A 19,334-nucleotide genomic window follows, 5' to 3' on the forward strand; every position below is an offset into this window, starting at 1 on the left:
GAATGTTGCGGAGAAAAAGCATGGCGGGGAATGACCGCGAGCCAATAGGACGTAAGGGAAAGCCGACGCGTCCGGCGAAAGAAAAGGTAAGCCGTCGTCGCCTCAGAGATGAGGAGTATGACGATGACTATGAAGACGATTATGAGGATGAAGAACCGATGCCGCGTAAAGGGAAAGGCAAAGGGCGTAAGCCTCGTGGTAAGCGCGGCTGGTTCTGGCTGCTGCTGAAGCTGTTCATTGTTTTTGTTGTCCTGATCGCGATTTACGGCGTTTATCTGGATCAGAAGATCCGCAGCCGTATTGACGGGAAAGTCTGGCAATTGCCTGCGGCAGTATACGGCCGCATGGTGAACCTTGAGCCGGACATGTCCATCAGCAAGAACGAGATGGTGAAGCTGCTGCAAGCCACGCAGTATCGTCAGGTCACGAAAATGACCCGTCCAGGCGAATTTACCGTCCAGGCGAAAAGTATTGAGATGATCCGCCGTCCGTTCGACTTCCCGGACAGTAAAGAAGGGCAGGTTCGCGCGCGTCTGACCTTTGACGGCGATCGTCTGGAAACCATTGAGAACATGGATAACGATCGCCAGTTCGGTTTCTTCCGTCTCGATCCGCGTCTCATCACCATGCTGTCGTCCGCAAACGGCGAACAGCGGCTGTTCGTGGCGCGTAACGGCTTCCCGGATTTGCTGGTGGATACCCTGCTGGCAACCGAAGATCGCCACTTCTACGAGCACGACGGTATTAGCCTTTACTCCATTGGTCGTGCGGTACTGGCGAACCTGACCGCCGGGCGTACGGTGCAGGGGGCGAGTACCCTGACCCAGCAGCTGGTGAAAAACCTGTTCCTCTCCAGCGAGCGCTCTTACTGGCGTAAAGCCAACGAAGCGTACATGGCCGTGCTGATGGATGCGCGCTACAGCAAGGATCGTATTCTTGAGCTGTACATGAACGAGGTGTACCTCGGTCAGAGCGGCGATAACGAGATCCGCGGCTTCCCGCTGGCGAGCCTGTACTACTTTGGCCGTCCGGTAGAAGAGCTGAGCCTTGACCAGCAGGCGCTGCTGGTGGGCATGGTGAAAGGCGCGTCGATCTACAACCCGTGGCGTAACCCGAAACTGGCGCTGGAGCGTCGTAACCTGGTGCTGCGTCTGCTGCAACAACAGCAGGTGATTGACCAGGAGCTGTACGACATGCTGAGCGCACGTCCGCTGGGCGTTCAGCCGCGCGGTGGGGTGATCTCTCCGCAGCCTGCCTTTATGCAGATGGTGCGTCAGGAGTTGCAGTCGAAGCTCGGAGATAAAGTGAAAGATCTCTCAGGCGTGAAGATCTTTACCACCTTTGATTCCGTGGCGCAGGATGCGGCAGAAAAAGCGGCGGTAGAAGGTATTCCGGTGCTGAAAAAGCAGCGTAAGCTGAGCGATCTGGAAACCGCGATGGTAGTGGTTGACCGTAACACCGGCGAAGTTCGTGCCATGGTGGGCGGTGCTGAGCCACAGTATGCGGGCTATAACCGCGCAATGCAGGCGCGTCGTTCGATTGGTTCACTGGCAAAACCGGCGACTTATCTGACCGCGCTGAGCCAGCCGAACCTCTATCGACTGAACACCTGGATTGCCGATGCGCCAATCTCCCTGCGCCAGCCTAACGGCCAGGTATGGTCACCGCAGAACGATGACAGACAGTTCAGCGGTCAGGTGATGCTGGTGGATGCGTTAACCCGCTCGATGAACGTGCCAACGGTTAACCTCGGGATGGCGCTGGGCCTGCCAGCCATCACCGACACCTGGCAGAAGCTGGGCGTACCGAAAGATCAGCTGCACCCTGTGCCAGCGATGATCCTGGGGGCGCTTAACCTGACGCCAATCGAAGTGGCGCAGGCGTTCCAGACCATCGCCAGCGGCGGTAACCGAGCGCCGCTCTCCGCTCTGCGTTCGGTGATTGCCGAAGATGGCTCCGTGCTGTATCAGAGCTTCCCGCAGGCGGAGCGCGCTGTTCCGGCACAGGCGGCCTATATGACGCTGTGGACCATGCAGCAGGTGGTTCAGCGCGGTACCGGTCGTCAGCTGGGGGCGAAGTATCCTGGTCTGCATCTGGCGGGTAAAACCGGGACCACCAACAACAATGTCGATACCTGGTTCGCCGGTATTGATGGTCGTGAAGTGGTCATCACCTGGGTGGGGCGCGATAACAACCAGCCGACCAAACTGTATGGCGCGAGCGGTGCGATGTCGATTTACCAGCGCTACCTCGCGAATCAGTCTCCGGTGCCGCTGAACCTCGTTGCTCCGGAAGATATCGTCGATATGGGCGTGGACAGCTCGGGTAACTTCATTTGCGGCGGTGGCGTGCGTACGCTGCCGGTCTGGACGACCAACCCGGATGCGCTGTGCCAGCAAAGCCAGCCAGAAGAACCGACAGGTAACCCGTTCGATCAGTCTTCTCAACCTCAGCAGCCGCAGCAGCAACAGCCGCAGCAGCAGGAAGAGAAGAAAGACAGCGACGGCGTCGCCGGCTGGATCAAGGATATGTTCGGCGGGAACTAACCCTACTGATACCCCCTTCCCGGGAAGGGGGTATTTTTTCACCTCGGCAACTCATTTCCTTAACCCCATTTTCAACCCTTATTAACGACCCATTTTCCGTTGATTATTTCTTAAACCCTTAATTCTTGTAGGGCCGCATATCGCTTGCTATGCCGTCAGCGTTTCGCATATTATTCTGCGGTCATAATAATAATTCTCGTTTACGTTATCATTCACCTTTTTCATCAGAGATCCATCATGGCGCTTTCCAATACTGCTCAGCCAATTAACACGTCGCTGCGTAAAATCGCAGCCGTCGTAGCCACAGCGGTTGCCGGCATGTCTGCTTACGCACAGGCCGCTGAAACCCCCAAGAAAGAAGAAACCATCACCGTGACTGCCGCACCGGCTGCACAGGAAAGTGCCTGGGGTCCTGCACCGACGATTGCAGCAAAGCGCACTGCAACGGCGACGAAAACCGATACACCGATCGAGAAAACCCCGCAGTCTATTTCCGTGGTTACACGTGAAGAGATGGACATGAAACAGCCGGGAACAGTTAAACAGGCGCTGGCCTATACCCCAAGTGTTTTCGCAACGCGCGGCGCATCAACAACTTACGATGTGGTTTCGATTCGTGGTTTCACGACCTCCAGCACCGTGAATACCAACCAGTATCTGGATGGTATGAAGTTGCAGGGAGACAACTACTCTGAAGCGTCCATGGACCCGTACTTCCTTGAGCGCGTAGAGCTGCTGCGTGGCCCGACGTCTGTACTGTATGGCAAAAGCCATCCTGGCGGCGTAGTGAGTATGGTCAGCAAGCGTCCAACTACGGAACCGTTGAAAGAAATTCAGTTCAAAATGGGGACGGATAACCTCTGGCAGACCGGGTTTGATTTCAGCGACGCGATTGACGATGACGGCGTGTGGTCCTACCGTCTGACCGGTCTGGGGCGCAGTGAAAATGCGCAGCAGGAAATGGTGAAGTCTACTCGTTACGCGATTGCGCCGTCTTTCAGCTGGCGCCCTGATGATAAAACCGATTTCACTTTCCTGAGCAACTTCCAGAGCGATCCGGATGCGGGTTACTACGGCTGGCTGCCGCGTGAAGGTACCGTTGTGCCTTACTATGATGCTAACGGAAAAGCGCACAAACTGCCGACCGACTTCAACGAAGGCGATGAAGACAATAAAATCTCCCGTCGTCAGAAAATGGTGGGTTACAGCTTCGCGCATGAATTCAACGACACCTTCACCGTGCGTCAGAACCTGCGTTATACCAAAATCAACACGCTTTACCGTTCAGTTTACGGTAACGGCTATATCGCCCCGGCCCAGATCAGCCGCGCGTACGTGCGCTCAGATGAAGACCTCAACTCGTTCACGGTTGATACACAGCTCCAGTCGAAATTCGCGACCGGCGCCGTTGACCATACCCTGCTGACAGGTGTGGATTACCTTCGTATGCGCAATGACATTGATGCTGACTACGGTACCGCCGATCCGATCAGTATGAACAATCCGCAGCACGGCAATGCGAACGTTAATGTGAACTTCCCGTATGCCATGCTCAATCGCCAGGAGCAGACCGGGCTCTATGCGCAGGATCAGGCGGAATGGGATAAGTGGGTACTCACCTTGGGTGGCCGCTATGACTTTGCGAAAACGTCTGCCTTCAACCGTAATAACGGAACCACCGCGGAAATTAACGATCAGGCATTTACCTGGCGCGGGGGGATTAACTACCTGTTCGATAACGGGATTACACCATACTTCAGCTACAGTGAATCTTTCGAACCGCTCTCTGGCACTACTCAGGGTGGTAAACCGTTCGATCCGGCACGCGGCAAGCAATATGAAGCGGGCGTGAAGTATGTTCCAAAAGATCTGCCTGTTGTGGTGACGGCAGCGGTATACCAGCTGACCAAGAACAATAACCTGACCGCCGATCCGGCGAACCCGACCAGCGGCTTTAGCGTGCAGGGCGGTGAAATCCGCTCCCGTGGCTTTGAGCTGGAAGCGAAAGCGGCGGTGTCGGCTAATGTGAACGTGACGGCGGCCTACAGCTACACCGATGCGGAATATACCCACGATACCTGGTATGAAGGTCGTCGTCCGGCAGAAGTACCGCGCAACATGGCATCCCTGTGGGCGGATTACACCTTCCACGAGACGGCGCTGAGTGGCCTGACCGTCGGTGCAGGCGCGCGTTACATCGGTAACACGGTGACGTACTACTCCTCAGCGTCGCCTAAAGCCTATGAGTCCTTTAACGTCGCGGGTTATGCCCTGGCGGATGCGACCGTGAAATACGATCTGGCGCGCTTCGGTCTGCCGGGCTCTTCCGTCGGCGTCAACGTGAACAACATCTTTGACCGTGAATACGTCTCCAGCTGCTACAGCGAGTATGCATGCTACTGGGGAGCAGGACGCCAGGTTGTTGCCACGGCGACCTTCCGCTTCTAACCTCTTTATGGGCACGGTTCGCCGTGCCCTTTTTATTTAAGTTGGCTGACATGCAGGATAACAAAACGCAATCCGACTCCACCTTCACGCTCAACAATCTCTCCTTTCGCGTACCCGGGCGCACCTTGCTGCATCCGCTCTCTTTGACGTTTCCCGCAGGTAAAGTGACCGGTTTAATCGGGCACAATGGTTCCGGTAAATCGACGCTGCTGAAGATGCTGGGCCGTCATCAGCCACCGTCCGAGGGCGACATTTTGCTGGATGACCAGCCGCTGGCGAGCTGGAGCAGTAAGGCCTTTGCCCGCAAGGTGGCCTATCTGCCGCAGCAGTTGCCGCAGGCGGAGGGGATGACGGTGCGCGAACTGGTGGCGATTGGACGTTATCCGTGGCACGGTGCGCTCGGGCGTTTTGGCGTTGCTGACAGAGAGAAAGTGGAAGAGGCGATCGCGCTGGTGGGATTAAAACCGCTGGCGCACCGTCTGGTGGATAGCCTGTCCGGTGGCGAGCGTCAGCGCGCATGGATCGCAATGCTGGTGGCGCAGGACAGCCGCTGCCTGCTGCTCGACGAACCCACGTCGGCGCTGGATATTGCTCATCAGGTTGACGTCCTGGCGCTGGTGCATCGCTTAAGCCAGCAGCGCGGCCTGACGGTGATTGCCGTTCTGCATGATATCAACATGGCGGCACGCTATTGCGACTATCTGGTAGCGCTGCGCGGCGGTGAAATGATCGCTCAGGGTACGCCTGCCGAACTGATGCGTAGCGAAACGCTGGAACATATCTACGGTATTCCTATGGGCATCCTGCCTCACCCGGCCGGGGCTGCACCCGTGAGCTTTGTCTACTGATGCTGGATTCAACATTCATTAGCCGCCGTCGCCTGCTGACGGCCATGGCGCTCTCACCGCTGCTGTTAAAGATGGGCCCGGCCCGCGCTGCGGCTATCGATCCGCACCGCATCGTGGCGCTGGAGTGGTTGCCCGTTGAACTGATGATGGCGCTGGGCGTGACGCCTTACGGTGTGGCCGATATTCCCAACTACACCCTGTGGGTGAATGAGCCAAAACTGCCGGACTCCGTCATCGACATCGGTCTGCGTACGGAGCCGAACCTTGAGCTTCTCACCCAGATGAAACCGTCTTATTTATTCTGGTCTGCGGGGTATGGTCCGTCGGAAGAGACCATGGCGAAGATTGCGCCCGGACGGGGCTTTTCCTTTAGCGACGGTAAAAAGCCGCTGACCATGGCAAAAAATTCCATCCACGAGATGGCGCAGTTCCTCAACCGTGAGGCTGAGGCGAAAAAACATCTCGATGAATTTGATGCGCTGATTGATTCCCTCAAGCCGCGCTTTGCCCACCGTGGCGATCGGCCTTTGCTGATGGTGACCCTGCTGGATGCCCGCCATATGCTGGTCTTTGGAAATAACTGTCTGTTCCAGGAAGTGCTCGACAGCTTTGGCATTCGCAATGCCTGGGAAGGCGAGATGACGTTCTGGGGCAGTACCGCCGTGGGGATTGACCGTCTGGCGGCGTTTCGTGATGTGGACGTGCTGTGCTTTGACCACGGCAATGAGCGCGAGATGCAAACCCTGATGGCGACTCCGCTCTGGCAGGCAATGCCGTTCGTCCGCGAGCAGCGCTTCCTGCGCGCGCCAGCGGTATGGTTCTACGGCGCGACGCTGTCGGCCATGCATTTTGCCCGCGTGCTGGACAATGCACTGGGAGGCAAGGCATGAGCACGCGTATGGCCCGTTTCCCGATGTTACTGTTAGCAATCATTTTTCTGGCTGCCCTGGCGTTAACCGGCTTTAACCTGACCACGGCGTTGCCGCGCGATCAGTGGGCAGCCGCGTTTGCCGCACCGGATATCGATAATATTCAGCAAATGCTGTTCCACTACAGCCTGCTGCCGCGTCTGGCTATCTCCCTGCTGGTCGGGGCGGGACTGGGACTGGTGGGCGTACTGTTTCAGCAGGTGCTACGTAACCCGCTGGCGGAGCCGACCACGCTGGGCGTGGCGACGGGGGCTCAGTTGGGGATCACCATCACCACTCTCTGGACCCTGCCGGGAGCGTTAACCTCGCAGTTTGCCGCGCTGGCAGGCGCATGCGTGGTCGGTGCGCTGGTCTTTGGCGTGGCCTGGGGAAAACGTCTCTCGCCGGTCACGCTGATCCTCGCGGGGCTGGTCGTCAGCCTCTACTGTGGGGCGATCAACCAGCTGCTGGTGCTGTTTCACCACGACCAGTTGCAAAGCATGTTTATGTGGAGTACCGGCACGCTCACCCAGACCGACTGGAGTATCGTTCAGCGCCTGTGGCCGCAGCTGTTTGGCGGCGTGGTGCTGACACTGCTGCTGCTGCGTCCGCTCACGCTGATGGGCCTGGACGACGGCGTGGCGCGCAATCTCGGGCTGGCGCTGTCGCTGGCGCGTCTGGCGGCCCTGACCCTGGCGATTGTGCTCAGCGCGTTACTGGTTAACGCCGTCGGCATCATCGGCTTTATCGGCCTGTTTGCGCCGCTGCTGGCAAAAATGCTCGGCGCACGCCGTCTGCTGGCGCGCCTGATGCTGGCGCCGCTGATTGGTGCGCTGATCCTCTGGCTTTCCGATCAGCTCATTCTCTGGCTGGCGCGCGTCTGGATGGAAGTTTCCACGGGCTCGGTGACGGCCCTGATCGGCGCGCCGCTGCTGCTGTGGCTCTTGCCGCGCCTGCGCAGCATTAGCGCCCCGGCAATGGATGCCGGCGATAAAGTACATGCTGAGCGTCAGTCGGTGGTGTGGTTCAGCCTTGCCGGACTGGCAGTGCTGGTTATCGCCTCGTTTGCCGCACTCTCGCTGGGACGCGACGCCACGGGCTGGCACTGGGCGACGGGGGATTTGCTGCATGAACTCATGCAGTGGCGCTGGCCGCGGATCTTCTCCGCGCTGATTGCGGGCGTCATGCTGGCGGTGGCGGGCTGTATTATCCAGCGTCTCACCGGTAACCCGATGGCAAGCCCGGAAGTCCTGGGCATCAGTTCCGGCGCCGCGTTTGGCGTGGTGTTGATGCTGTTTCTCGTGCCGGGGAATGCCTTCGGCTGGCTGATGCCTGCCGGGAGTATCGGTGCGGCGGCGACGCTGATGATTATCCTGATCGCCTCCGGGCGCGGCGGTTTCTCGCCTCACCGCATGCTGCTGGCCGGGATGGCGCTGAGCACCGCGTTTACCATGCTGCTGATGATGTTGCAGGCGAGCGGCGATCCGCGCATGGCGCAGATCCTGACCTGGATTTCCGGTTCAACATACAACGCCACCGGCAGTCAGGTGGTGCATACCGGGATTGTGATGATCGTGCTGCTGGCGATTGTGCCGCTGTGCCGTCGCTGGATGACCATTCTGCCGCTGGGTGGGGATACCGCTCGCGTGGTCGGGGTGGCGCTGACGCCAACGCGCATCGCCCTGCTGCTGCTGGCCGCGTGCCTGACGGCGACGGCCACCATGACTATCGGCCCGCTCAGTTTTGTCGGATTAATGGCGCCGCATATCGCCCGTATGATGGGCTTCCGCAGGACTTTGCCACATATCGTGATCTCTGCGCTGACGGGCGGGGCGATCCTGGTCTTTGCTGACTGGTGCGGAAGGATGGTGCTGTTCCCGTATCAGATCCCGGCGGGCCTGCTGTCGACCTTTATCGGCGCGCCGTACTTTATATATCTGTTGAGAAAGCAGAGTCGGTAATAAAAGTAAACGGCAATCCTTAGATTGCCGTTTTAGTGTTTGCTCCCTCTCCCTTGAAGGAGAGGGCTGGGGTGAGGGCATCAGGCCGCACATTTTACAGCTTCGCAAACACCTTACGCGCTGCGTCGATGGTGTTATTGATATCTTCTTCGCTGTGTGCCACGGACATAAAGCCCGCTTCAAACGCTGACGGGGCCAGATACACGCCTTCTTCCAGCATCAGGTGGAAGAAGCGTTTGAAGCGTTCCACGTCGCATTTCACCACGTCCTGATAGCAGGTCACGGTTTTCGCCTCGGTGAAGAAAATCCCGAACATCCCGCCGACGTGGTTTACCACCAGCGGAATACCCGCGTCTTCTGCGGCTTCCAGCAGACCGTTTGCCAGCTGCGTCGTCCGGTCCGTCAGGGTTTGGTGGATGCCCGGCTGCGCCACTTCGGTCAGACAGGCAAAGCCCGCCGCCATCGCAATCGGGTTACCGGAGAGCGTACCCGCCTGGTAAACCGGACCGGTTGGCGCCAGCGCGTCCATTACGTCCTTACGGCCGCCAAACGCGCCGACAGGCATGCCGCCGCCAATGATCTTGCCGAGGCAGGTCAGATCCGGCTCGACGCCGTAGTATGACTGCGCCCCCGCCAGTGCGACGCGGAAACCGGTCATCACTTCGTCGATGATCAGCAGCGCGCCGAACTCATCGCACAGTGCGCGCAGGCCCGGCAGGAAGTCAGGCTGCGGTGGGATACAGTTCATGTTGCCCGCCACCGGTTCGACGATAATGCAGGCGATCTCCTGCGGATACTGCTCGAACGCCGCGCGAACGGTGTCCAGATCGTTATAGGTGCAGGTGAGGGTGTGTTTTGCGAAGTCAGCCGGCACGCCCGGAGAGTTAGGCTGACCGAGCGTCAGCGCGCCGGAACCGGCTTTTACCAGCAGGCAGTCGGCGTGGCCATGGTAACAGCCTTCGAACTTGATAATCTTGTCACGGCCGGTAAAGCCGCGCGCCAGACGGATGGCGCTCATGGTCGCTTCCGTACCGGAGTTCACCATACGCACCATGTCCATCGTTGGCACCAGCTCGGTGACCAGCTCCGCCATTTTAACTTCCATCTCGGTTGGCGCGCCGAAGCTCAGGCCGCGCTGAGCGGCTTCAATCACCGCGTTGCGGATCGCCGGGTGGTTGTGGCCCAGTACCATCGGGCCCCAGGAGCCGACGTAATCGACATAGGCTTTACCATCCACATCATACAGATATGCGCCATCCGCACGTTCGATAAACAGCGGGGTGCCACCCACGCCGGTAAAGGCGCGCACCGGTGAGTTTACGCCGCCTGGGATAAGCTCGCGGGCTGCGCTGTAGAGGTTTTCAGACTTGCTCATGGCGTCGTTCCTGGTTCGTAGAAATAAGTTAAGGCAACTATTCTAAGTGATTCGGAAGAGGTTATAAAATTTTTGCCCCTCAGAAGGCTTAACAATTGTTAAGTATTTTTCAGGGGACGAGGGGATTGTCTCTGGTAAAATCCATGCGGCCATTTGTATGACGAAACAGAAAAGGTAATGAACGAGAACACTCCGTCTTTTGAACAACAGCAGTTTACGCGCGCGAAGCGCCGGGTCAGCATCCGGCGGCTGCTCAACCGTGACAAAACCCCGTTGGCCATTCTGCTGGCAGCTGCCGTTGTGGGCACGCTGGCCGGTCTCGTGGGCGTCGCGTTTGAAAAAGCCGTCAACGCGGTGCTCAACTGGCGCATAGGCACCGTCGCCAGCTTTGCGGATCGGGAATGGCTGGTCTGGGTGTGGGCCTTTGGCCTTTCGGCCCTGTTTGCCATGGTGGGCTATTTCCTGGTACGTAAATTCGCACCCGAAGCGGGCGGCTCGGGGATCCCGGAAATTGAGGGGGCGCTGGAGGAGCTACGCCCGGTTCGCTGGTGGCGGGTACTTCCTGTGAAATTTATCGGCGGGATGGGAACGCTCGGGGCGGGCATGGTGCTCGGTCGGGAAGGGCCAACGGTACAGCTGGGCGGTAACGTCGGGCGCATGGTCGGCGATCTGTTCCGTATGCGCAGCGCCGAAGCACGGCATACGTTGCTGGCGACGGGGGCGGCGGCGGGGCTGTCTGCGGCGTTTAACGCGCCGCTGGCGGGTATCCTGTTTATCATTGAAGAGATGCGCGCCCAGTTCCGCTACAACCTGATCTCCATTAAAGCGGTGTTTACCGGCGTGATTATGTCGAGCATTGTCTTTCGCGTCTTTAATGGCGAAGGGGCGGTGATTGAAGTTGGCAAGCTGACCAATGCGCCGGTCAATACTTTGTGGCTGTATCTGGTTCTTGGGATGATTTTTGGCGTCGTTGGCCCGCTTTTTAACACCCTGATTTTACGGGCTCAGGATATGTTTCAGCGCATCCATGGCGGAAATACCACGAAATGGGTGCTGGTGGGGGGCCTGCTTGGCGGCGTGTGCGGGATCCTCGGCTTCATCGAACCGAACGCGGCGGGCGGCGGTTTCGGCCTGATTCCCATTGCCGCGGCGGGGAATTTCAGCGTGGGGCTGCTGCTGTTTATGTTTATCTCGCGGGTTATCACGACCGTGCTGTGTTTCTCCTCCGGCGCACCGGGCGGCATATTTGCCCCGATGCTGGCGCTGGGAACGCTGCTGGGCACGGCGTTTGGCATGGCGGCAGCGGTTGGCTTCCCGGCCTATCATCTGGACGCGGGGACGTTTGCGGTGGCGGGAATGGGGGCGCTGCTGGCGGCCTCCCTGCGCGCGCCGCTTACCGGGATCGTACTGGTGCTGGAAATGACCGACAATTACCAGCTCATTTTGCCAATGATCATTACCTGTCTCGGCGCGACACTATTAGCCCAATTCCTGGGTGGAAAACCGCTATACTCCACCATTCTTGCCCGTACCCTGGCGAAACAGGAAGCTGAACAGGCCCTGAAGCAGAATACTTGAATGAATTACCAGGGTATTAGATAATGACAAAAAGAATTGGGTGATTTTTGCCCAATAGCAGTCGCAGTATTCATGGGAGCATAAGATGAGTGATGACGTAGCGTTGCCGCTGGAATTTACCGAAGCAGCAGCGAAAAAAGTGAAAACCCTGATTGCCGACGAGGACAATCCGGATCTGAAACTGCGTGTTTATATTACCGGCGGCGGCTGTAGTGGCTTCCAGTATGGTTTTACCTTTGACGACCAGGTTAACGATGGTGATATGACTATCGAGAAACAGGGCGTCGCGCTGGTGGTTGATCCGATGAGCCTGCAATATCTGGTGGGCGGTTCAGTGGACTACACTGAAGGTCTGGAAGGTTCGCGCTTTGTGGTGACTAACCCGAATGCGACCAGCACCTGCGGGTGTGGTTCTTCGTTCAGTATTTAAGCCTGGACGCAGATTGTAGGCCCGGTAAGCGAAGCGCTACCGGGCTTATAAACGACACCTATCTTGAATTTTCATCCAGCGCAAAGGTCGGCAGCTTCAGGTGCCAGCGTATCGCCGCTAAACGGATCACCAGCGTGACCACCATCCCCAGCATCGCCGCATTCTCCAGCGGGACAGCAAAGGTGTAATACGCCGTGGCGTGAACGATCCCCCCGATGATACAGGCCGTCGCGTAGATTTCCGTTCGCAGGATCATCGGGACTTCTCGCGCCAGTATGTCGCGAATAATCCCTCCGCCCACGCCAGTTAACACCCCCATGCAGATCGCCACCAGCGGGCCAGTCCCGGCAATAAAGGCTTTGTTCACGCCTATTCCCACAAAGACCGCCAGACCGACGGCATCCAGCACCGGTAATATCCATTTTGGCAGTCTGCGAGGCTGACGAACCAGCACGATGGTTAACAGGCAGGTGACCATCGCCACCACCAGATCCGTGGGATCTTTTACCCAAAATACCGGGCCATTTGCCAGCGCCATATCGCGGATCGTTCCGCCTCCCACCGCCGTAACGACGCCGAGCACCAGTACGCCAAAAGGATCCATGCGTAGTTTTCCGGCAAGCAAAACGCCGGAGATAGCAAAAACGGCTGTGCCAAGAATATCCAGCCAATACACGAGCATCGTTAAATCCTCGAAGGGGGTATTTATCTGTTTGAGTGACTCTCTGCCAGTTCGGCGCAGAGTTGTTTTGCGGCGAGGATAATACGCGGGCTGGCGCGTTCAAACCAGTCGCTGTTGAGTGCGATGACCGGAATTTTAAGCTGCCGATGCCAGAATTGTTCTATTTTAGGAATCTCGCTCGCATTTCCGACCACCACAATGGCCTGCGGTTGTCGCGCCAGAACCTGCTCACGACTGACCTGGGGCCAGGGGACCCGGCTTTCGGCAAAGATATTTTCACCTCCACAGGTTTCAAGCACCTGGTTCTGGATCGAACCTTTCCCGGTAGTGAACAGCGGCTGGCTGCCAAATTGCAGAAAAACGCGTTGTTTCGGTTGCGTGCCGTATCGGGCTTTTAGCGCGGCATAGTCGTTGAGCATCTGCTGTGCAGCCTGTCCGGCGCGTTGGGGGGTAGGGCTGAAGGGCGCGAGGTCACGGAGGGTTTGCGCCACCTGTTCGATGCTCACCGCGTCCACCCATTTAACCGTTATTCCCAGCGAAGAGAGCTGGTTTACCTGCCGTTCGGCATTACCGCCGCGCCAGGCGAGTACCAGATCGGGCTTTAGCGCAACGATGCGTTCCAGATTCATTCCCTGCCAGGTGGCAACCTGTTCGATTTGGGCGGCCTGCGGTGGATAATCGGAAAAGCTGCTCACCGCAACGGGCGTGATCCCGGCGGCAAACGCCAGTTCCGTATTGGCAGGGGAGAGTGTGATCACCCGCGGCGCGGCGATGAGCCAGGCCGGAGCGAACAGAAGCAGGGCGACCAGCGCCCTGAATGACACCTTACCCACGCGCCAGTTTCTGCACCAGGGTTTCCACCATCACGGTGGACTGCTTGGCCGCAACGGCCAGGAACTCGTCGAAGCTGATGTGGGACTGCTGGTCCGCTACGTCAGAGATCGCGCGAACGACCACGAACGGCACGCTGAAGTTATGGCACACGTGCGCAATGGCCGTGGCTTCCATCTCAACGGCCACAGCCTGCGGGAAGTTATGACGGATTTTCGCCAGACCAACAGAGCCGTTGATAAAGGCATCGCCGCTGACGATCAGGCCACGCACCGCATTGAGGTTCAGCTCGTTGATGCAGCTTTCAGCGGCGGCAATCAGCTTATCATCCGCTTTAAACCCGGCCGGGCAGCCCGGAAGCTGACCATATTCGTAGCCGAATGCGGTGACGTCTGCATCGTGGTAACGCGCTTCGTCGGAAACCACGATATCGCCCACTTTCAGCGTCGGCGCCAGACCGCCCGCAGAACCTGTATTAATGATAACGTCAGGCTTGCAGCGCTCAAGCAGCAGGGTCGCGCCCAGTGCCGCTGCAACTTTACCGATGCCTGATTTCAGCAGAGCCACGTCAACACCGTTCAGCTGGCCGGTGTAGATCTCACAGCCACCGAGGGAGAGGGTCTGACGGTTCTCAATTTTGTCACGCAGCAGCGTAACTTCTTCTTCCATTGCACCAATAATGCCGATTTTCATAGATTTACTCGCGATGTGCCTTGTTAAGATGCATAGTCTATCATGCGGTTAAGGGGAAACGCATTCTCACGCGGGGGAGCACATGGCACCAATCGATTTTCGCACCAAAATTAACTGGCACCGACGTTTCCGTTCGCCACAGGGCGATAAGAGCGAACATGAGATCCTGCGCATTTTTGAAAGCGATCGCGGACGCATCATCAATTCGCCCGCCATCCGCCGGTTACAGCAAAAAACCCAGGTGTTCCCGCTGGAGCGTAACGCCGCGGTGCGTACGCGGTTAACGCACTCCATGGAAGTGCAGCAGGTGGGGCGCTACATTGCGAAAGAGATCCTCAGCCGCCTTAAAGAGCAACGTCTGCTGGAAACCTACGGACTGGATGAACTGACCGGCCCGTTCGAAAGCATCGTTGAGATGGCCTGCCTGATGCACGATATCGGCAATCCTCCCTTTGGTCATTTCGGCGAGGCCGCCATCAATGACTGGTTTAAACAGCGGCTTTTTCCCTCTGATGCCATAAGCCAGCCGCTCAGCGATGACCGCTGTGTGGTACGCGATTTACGCCTGCGTGAAGGTGAAGATAGCCTGAACGATCTGCGCCGTAAGGTGCGCCAGGATCTGTGTCATTTCGAAGGTAACGCGCAGGGGATCCGTTTGGTGCACTCCCTGATGCGGATGAATCTGACCTGGGCCCAGGTGGGCTGTATTCTTAAATACACGCGTCCCGCGTGGTGGACCGGAGAAACGCCCGCCACGCATAGCTACCTGATGAAAAAACCGGGCTATTACTTATCGGAAGAAGCATATATCGCGCGGTTGCGTAAAGAACTGTCTCTGACCCCCAATGGCCGTTTTCCATTGACATGGATTATGGAAGCGGCTGATGACATTTCTTATTGCGTGGCCGATCTGGAAGACGCGGTGGAAAAAAGAATATTCAGCGTCGAGGAGCTGTATCAGCATCTTCATGATGCCTGGGGAGAGCATGAAAAAGGTTCTCTGTTTGCGCAGGTCGTCGAGAATGCCTGGGATAAATCGCGTTCAAATTCGCTGAGCCGCAGTACCGAAGATCAGTTCTTTATGTATTTGCGAGTAAACACGCTGAATAAACTGGTGCCGTATGCAGCCGCCCGTTTCATTGATAATTTGCCGATGATATTTAGCGGGGAATTTAATCACGCCCTGCTGGAAGATGAGAGCAGTTTTAGCCAGCTTCTTGAATTATATAAAAACGTGGCTGTTCGCCATGTTTTCAGCCACCCGGATGTCGAGCAGCTGGAGCTGCAAGGATACCGGGTTATCAGCGGGTTGCTGGAGATTTATGGCCCGCTGCTCCAGCTGACGGTCGATGAGTTTAGCGAGCTGGTCGAAAATGAACGTGTTCGCCGCCTGCCGATTGAATCTCGTCTCTATCAGAAGCTTTCAACGCGCCACCGGCTGGCATACATTGAAGCCGTCAGTAAAATAGAACGTCATTCTTCCCAATGGCCAGTCATGGAATATTATTATCGCTGTCGTCTTATCCAGGACTATATCAGCGGGATGACAGATTTGTATGCCTGGGATGAATACCGCAAGCTTATGGCCGTTGAATAAGCCATGAGTTTTGTAAAGACGACCAATAAATTTTTACTTTTTCCATAAACTTAATCCCGGAACTAAGCGGTATAAAACGAATCTGAGTTACACAGCAATTTTGCGTTATCTGGTAAATCGAGATTGAGAAACATGAAAAAAACCACATTAGCAATGAGTGCACTGGCTCTGAGTTTAGGTTTAGCGCTGTCCCCTCTGGCGACGGCGGCCGAGACAGCTTCCTCGGCAGCGACTGCGCAGCAGATGCCAAGCCTGGCCCCGATGCTCGAAAAAGTGATGCCATCGGTGGTGAGTATTAACGTTGAGGGCAGCACAACCGTCAATACGCCGCGTATGCCGCGTAATTTCCAGCAGTTCTTCGGCGACAATTCGCCATTCTGCCAGGACGGTTCGCCATTCCAGAGCTCCCCGTTCTGTCAGGGCGGCGGTGCAGGGGATGACGGCATGGGCGGCGGCCAGCAGCAGAAATTCATGGCACTCGGCTCGGGCGTGATTATTGATGCAGCCAAAGGCTACGTGGTGACCAATAACCACGTGGTGGATAATGCTAACACCATTAAGGTGCAGATGAGCGATGGCCGTAAATTCGATGCCAAAGTGGTCGGTAAAGACCCGCGCTCCGATATCGCGCTGATTCAAATCCAGGATCCGAAGAACCTGACGGCGATTAAGCTTGCCGACTCTGACGCGCTGCGCGTGGGTGACTACACCGTCGCCATCGGTAACCCGTTTGGTCTGGGCGAAACCGTGACCTCGGGTATCGTCTCGGCGCTGGGACGTAGCGGCCTGAATGCGGAAAACTATGAAAACTTCATCCAGACGGATGCGGCCATTAACCGTGGTAACTCCGGCGGTGCGCTGGTTAACCTGAATGGTGAACTGATCGGTATCAACACCGCTATCCTGGCACCGGACGGTGGCAACATCGGTATCGGCTTTGCTATCCCGAGCAACATGGTGAAAAACCTGACTGCGCAGATGGTGCAATATGGACAGGTGAAACGCGGTGAGCTGGGTATCATGGGTACCGAGCTGAACTCCGAGCTGGCGAAAGCAATGAAAGTAGACGCTCAGCGCGGCGCATTCGTAAGCCAGGTCATGCCGAACTCCTCGGCGGCGAAAGCCGGCATTAAAGCGGGTGACGTGATCACTTCGCTGAACGGTAAACCGATCAGCAGCTTTGCCGCCCTGCGTGCGGAAGTGGGTTCTATGCCAATCGGCAGTAAAGTGACCCTCGGCCTGCTGCGTGAAGGTAAGCCGGTTAACGTGAGCCTGGAACTGCAACAGAGCAGTCAGAATCAGGTGGATTCCAGCACCATCTTCAGCGGTATTGAAGGTGCTGAGATGAGCAACAAAGGGGCAGATAAAGGCGTGGTGGTGAACAACGTGAAAGCAAACTCACCTGCTGCCCGTATCGGCCTGAAAAAAGGTGATGTGATCATGGGCGCTAACCAGCAGCCGGTGAAAAACATCGCTGAACTGCGCAAAATTCTCGACAGCAAGCCGTCCGTGCTGGCACTGAATATTCAGCGTGGTGATACTTCTATTTATCTCCTGATGCAGTAATCATCTTAAGCCCCTGTTCGCAGGGGCTTTCTCGTTTCTGTGACCTTTCCCACAACTCCATACATCTCTCTCTGCCTTTGGGCATCTGCACAATGCAGCCTTAGCTGAACTTCCCTATGCTTGAGCTCTGCTCACGGGAGGGTTTTATGGCTGGCTGGCATCTTGATACCAAAATGGCGCAGGATATCGTGGCGCGAACCATGCGCATCATTGATACCAATATCAACGTAATGGATGCCCGTGGGCGCATTATCGGCAGCGGCGATCGTGAGCGTATTGGGGAATTGCACGAAGGGGCGTTGCTGGTGCTCTCTCAGGGGCGCGTGGTCGACATCGATGACGCCGTGGCGAAACATCTGCACGGGGTTCGTCAGGGGATCAACCTGCCGCTGCGTCTGGAAGGAGAGATTGTTGGCGTTATCGGTCTGACCGGCGATCCTGAATCGCTGCGTAAATACGGTGAGCTGGTCTGCATGACGGCGGAGATGATGCTGGAGCAGTCGCGTCTGATGCACCTGCTCGCCCAGGACAGCCGCCTGCGCGAAGAGCTGGTGATGAATTTGATTCAGGCGGAGGAGCATACGCCTGCCCTGAGCGAGTGGGCGCAGCGTCTGGGTATCGACCTGAATCAGCCGCGCGTGGTTGCCGTTATTGAGGTGGATAGCGGCCAGCTTGGCGTGGACAGCGCCATGGTGGAGCTACAGCAGCTGCAAAACATGCTGGCGACGCCGGAGCGTAACAACCTGGTGGCAATCGTCTCTTTAACGGAAATGGTGGTGCTCAAGCCTGCGCTTAATCAGTTTGGCCGCTGGGACGCGGAAGATCATCGTCGCCGCGTTGAGCTGCTCATCGAGCGCATGAAGGAGAACGGACAGCTCCGTTTTCGCGTCGCGCTGGGAAATTACTTTACCGGGCCGGGGAGTATCGCCCGTTCATGGCGAACGGCGCGCACCACCATGATGGTGGGTAAACAGCGCATGCCGGAGAGCCGCAGTTATTTCTATCAGGATCTGATGCTGCCGGTCCTGCTCGACAGCCTGCGCGGTGGCTGGCAGGCCAACGAGCTGGCGCGTCCGCTTGTGCGTCTGAAAGCGATGGACAATAACGGACTGCTGCGCCGCACGTTGCAGGCGTGGTTCCGGCATAACGTGCAGCCGCTGGCAACGTCAAAAGCGCTGTTTATTCACCGTAATACGCTGGAGTATCGGCTTAACCGGATCTCGGAACTGACGGGGCTGGATTTAGGGAATTTTGACGACCGGCTACTGCTGTATGTGGCGTTGCAGCTGGATGAGCAGAGATAAGGTTGTGTGCGGTTTTCACCCTCTCCCTGTGGGAGAGGGCCGGGGTGAGGGCATCAGACCGCACCGGAATAACTTATTTCCGCGTCAATTTCTCAAGATCCGCTTCAATCTCGCTGATCTTATTGGTGACTACGCTTTCCAGGTGACGCAGGTCGTCAAGGATCTTACGTTTCAGATCGACTTCGCTGCGATCGCGCTGGCAGATTTGATCGAGTTCGTCGATCACGTAGCGCAGGTTAGGGCTGATTTCCTGTACTTCTTTATATCCCTGACCGATACCGTCAGCGACAACGGTCTTACGCTGGCGAGGGTATTTAAACTTCACGCTTTTGGCGAAGAACTCTCCTTTGTCCTTGTGAAAATAGATTTTCAAAATATCGTTATTGGCTTCCTGGCGAAGACTATAACGATCAATTTCATCAGGATTGGTAATGCCCAGACTTTTCAGATTATCGTACATAGCGGTACCCTTGATCTCAACATAACCTATGAATAATTAACGAAAAAATCTATTTTCGCCACCTTCGGATATAAAAAAAGCGGGGTTGCCCCCGCTTTTTGTTATAC

At 56.9% G+C, this 19,334-nt stretch carries 15 protein-coding genes; 10 read left to right on the forward strand and 5 right to left on the reverse strand.

The features are described from left to right. Nucleotides 1-20 precede the first annotated feature (20 nt). The 5 genes from mrcB to fhuB all read left to right on the forward strand — a co-directional run bounded on the left by mrcB (nt 21) and on the right by fhuB (nt 8,711). Complete coding sequence (mrcB, locus tag ACOTX4_RS14985; protein ID WP_032608531.1) at nt 21-2,546, forward strand: bifunctional glycosyl transferase/transpeptidase; 2,526 nt, start codon at nt 21-23, stop codon at nt 2,544-2,546. A gap of 237 nt (nt 2,547-2,783) precedes the next feature. Further along, a complete protein-coding gene (gene fhuA / locus ACOTX4_RS14990) occupies nt 2,784-4,994 on the forward strand; it encodes a ferrichrome porin FhuA (RefSeq protein ID WP_023299357.1) in 2,211 nt (736 codons plus the stop codon). Nucleotides 4,995-5,044: 50 nt separating this feature from the next. Continuing rightward, nucleotides 5,045-5,842, forward strand: a complete 798-nt coding sequence (gene fhuC, locus ACOTX4_RS14995; protein ID WP_003856242.1) for a Fe3+-hydroxamate ABC transporter ATP-binding protein FhuC — start codon at nt 5,045-5,047, stop codon at nt 5,840-5,842. Next, a complete protein-coding gene (gene fhuD / locus ACOTX4_RS15000; RefSeq protein ID WP_048210793.1) occupies nt 5,842-6,732 on the forward strand; it encodes a Fe(3+)-hydroxamate ABC transporter substrate-binding protein FhuD in 891 nt (296 codons plus the stop codon). The genes fhuC and fhuD overlap by 1 nt, the downstream gene beginning before the upstream one ends. Further along, the gene (fhuB, locus tag ACOTX4_RS15005) at nt 6,729-8,711 is read left to right on the forward strand and encodes a Fe(3+)-hydroxamate ABC transporter permease FhuB (protein ID WP_063937944.1); all 1,983 of its coding nucleotides are present in this window, start codon (nt 6,729-6,731) and stop codon (nt 8,709-8,711) included. The genes fhuD and fhuB overlap by 4 nt, the downstream gene beginning before the upstream one ends. Nucleotides 8,712-8,805: 94 nt before the next feature. On the opposite strand, the gene hemL is transcribed toward fhuB, so the two are convergent. Then, nucleotides 8,806-10,086 (reverse strand): glutamate-1-semialdehyde 2,1-aminomutase, encoded by a 1,281-nt coding sequence (gene hemL / locus ACOTX4_RS15010; RefSeq protein WP_003856235.1) that lies wholly within the window; start codon nt 10,084-10,086, stop codon nt 8,806-8,808. Between the two features lie 177 nt (nt 10,087-10,263). On the opposite strand from hemL, the gene clcA reads away from it, so the two are divergent. Both clcA and erpA read left to right on the forward strand, forming a co-directional pair. Beyond that, nucleotides 10,264-11,664: a H(+)/Cl(-) exchange transporter ClcA gene (clcA, locus tag ACOTX4_RS15015; RefSeq protein WP_032608537.1), complete on the forward strand. Its 1,401-nt coding sequence runs from the start codon at nt 10,264-10,266 to the stop codon at nt 11,662-11,664. An 85-nt stretch (nt 11,665-11,749) separates the two neighbouring features. Continuing rightward, nucleotides 11,750-12,094 carry an iron-sulfur cluster insertion protein ErpA gene (erpA, locus tag ACOTX4_RS15020; protein WP_003856230.1) on the forward strand — a complete coding sequence of 115 codons (345 nt, stop codon included), beginning with the start codon at nt 11,750-11,752 and terminating at the stop codon, nt 12,092-12,094. Between the two features lie 58 nt (nt 12,095-12,152). On the opposite strand, the gene ACOTX4_RS15025 is transcribed toward erpA, so the two are convergent. The 3 genes from ACOTX4_RS15025 to mtnN are packed head-to-tail and all read right to left on the reverse strand — an operon-like array spanning nt 12,153 to nt 14,300. Beyond that, on the reverse strand, nt 12,153-12,776 hold the full coding sequence (locus ACOTX4_RS15025) for a TRIC cation channel family protein (protein ID WP_003856227.1): 624 nt from the start codon (nt 12,774-12,776) through the stop codon (nt 12,153-12,155). Between the two features lie 23 nt (nt 12,777-12,799). Next, nucleotides 12,800-13,609, reverse strand: coding sequence for a vitamin B12 ABC transporter substrate-binding protein BtuF (gene btuF / locus ACOTX4_RS15030; RefSeq protein WP_032608538.1), 810 nt, complete (start codon nt 13,607-13,609; stop codon nt 12,800-12,802). Beyond that, entirely contained in the window at nt 13,602-14,300 is a 699-nt protein-coding gene (gene mtnN, locus ACOTX4_RS15035) for a 5'-methylthioadenosine/S-adenosylhomocysteine nucleosidase (protein ID WP_003856223.1), read from the reverse strand. Before mtnN ends, btuF begins: the two co-directional genes overlap by 8 nt. Before the next feature lie 82 nt (nt 14,301-14,382). Between mtnN and dgt the strand changes: the two genes are divergently transcribed. The 3 genes from dgt to ACOTX4_RS15050 all read left to right on the forward strand — a co-directional run bounded on the left by dgt (nt 14,383) and on the right by ACOTX4_RS15050 (nt 18,767). Next, the gene (gene dgt / locus ACOTX4_RS15040) at nt 14,383-15,897 is read left to right on the forward strand and encodes a dGTPase (RefSeq protein WP_063937946.1); all 1,515 of its coding nucleotides are present in this window, start codon (nt 14,383-14,385) and stop codon (nt 15,895-15,897) included. Between the two features lie 132 nt (nt 15,898-16,029). Beyond that, nucleotides 16,030-17,463 carry a serine endoprotease DegP gene (gene degP, locus ACOTX4_RS15045; protein WP_003856219.1) on the forward strand — a complete coding sequence of 478 codons (1,434 nt, stop codon included), beginning with the start codon at nt 16,030-16,032 and terminating at the stop codon, nt 17,461-17,463. A gap of 146 nt (nt 17,464-17,609) precedes the next feature. Further along, nucleotides 17,610-18,767 carry a CdaR family transcriptional regulator gene (locus ACOTX4_RS15050; protein WP_003856217.1) on the forward strand — a complete coding sequence of 386 codons (1,158 nt, stop codon included), beginning with the start codon at nt 17,610-17,612 and terminating at the stop codon, nt 18,765-18,767. A gap of 73 nt (nt 18,768-18,840) precedes the next feature. Here ACOTX4_RS15050 and ACOTX4_RS15055 read toward each other — a convergent pair whose 3' ends face one another. Next, nucleotides 18,841-19,227, reverse strand: a complete 387-nt coding sequence (locus tag ACOTX4_RS15055; protein WP_003856216.1) for a DUF3461 family protein — start codon at nt 19,225-19,227, stop codon at nt 18,841-18,843. Between the last annotated feature and the right edge of the window lie 107 nt (nt 19,228-19,334).

The organism is Enterobacter cloacae complex sp. IR5459, from assembly GCF_049238005.1.
Lineage (GTDB): Bacteria > Pseudomonadota > Gammaproteobacteria > Enterobacterales > Enterobacteriaceae > Enterobacter > Enterobacter hormaechei_C.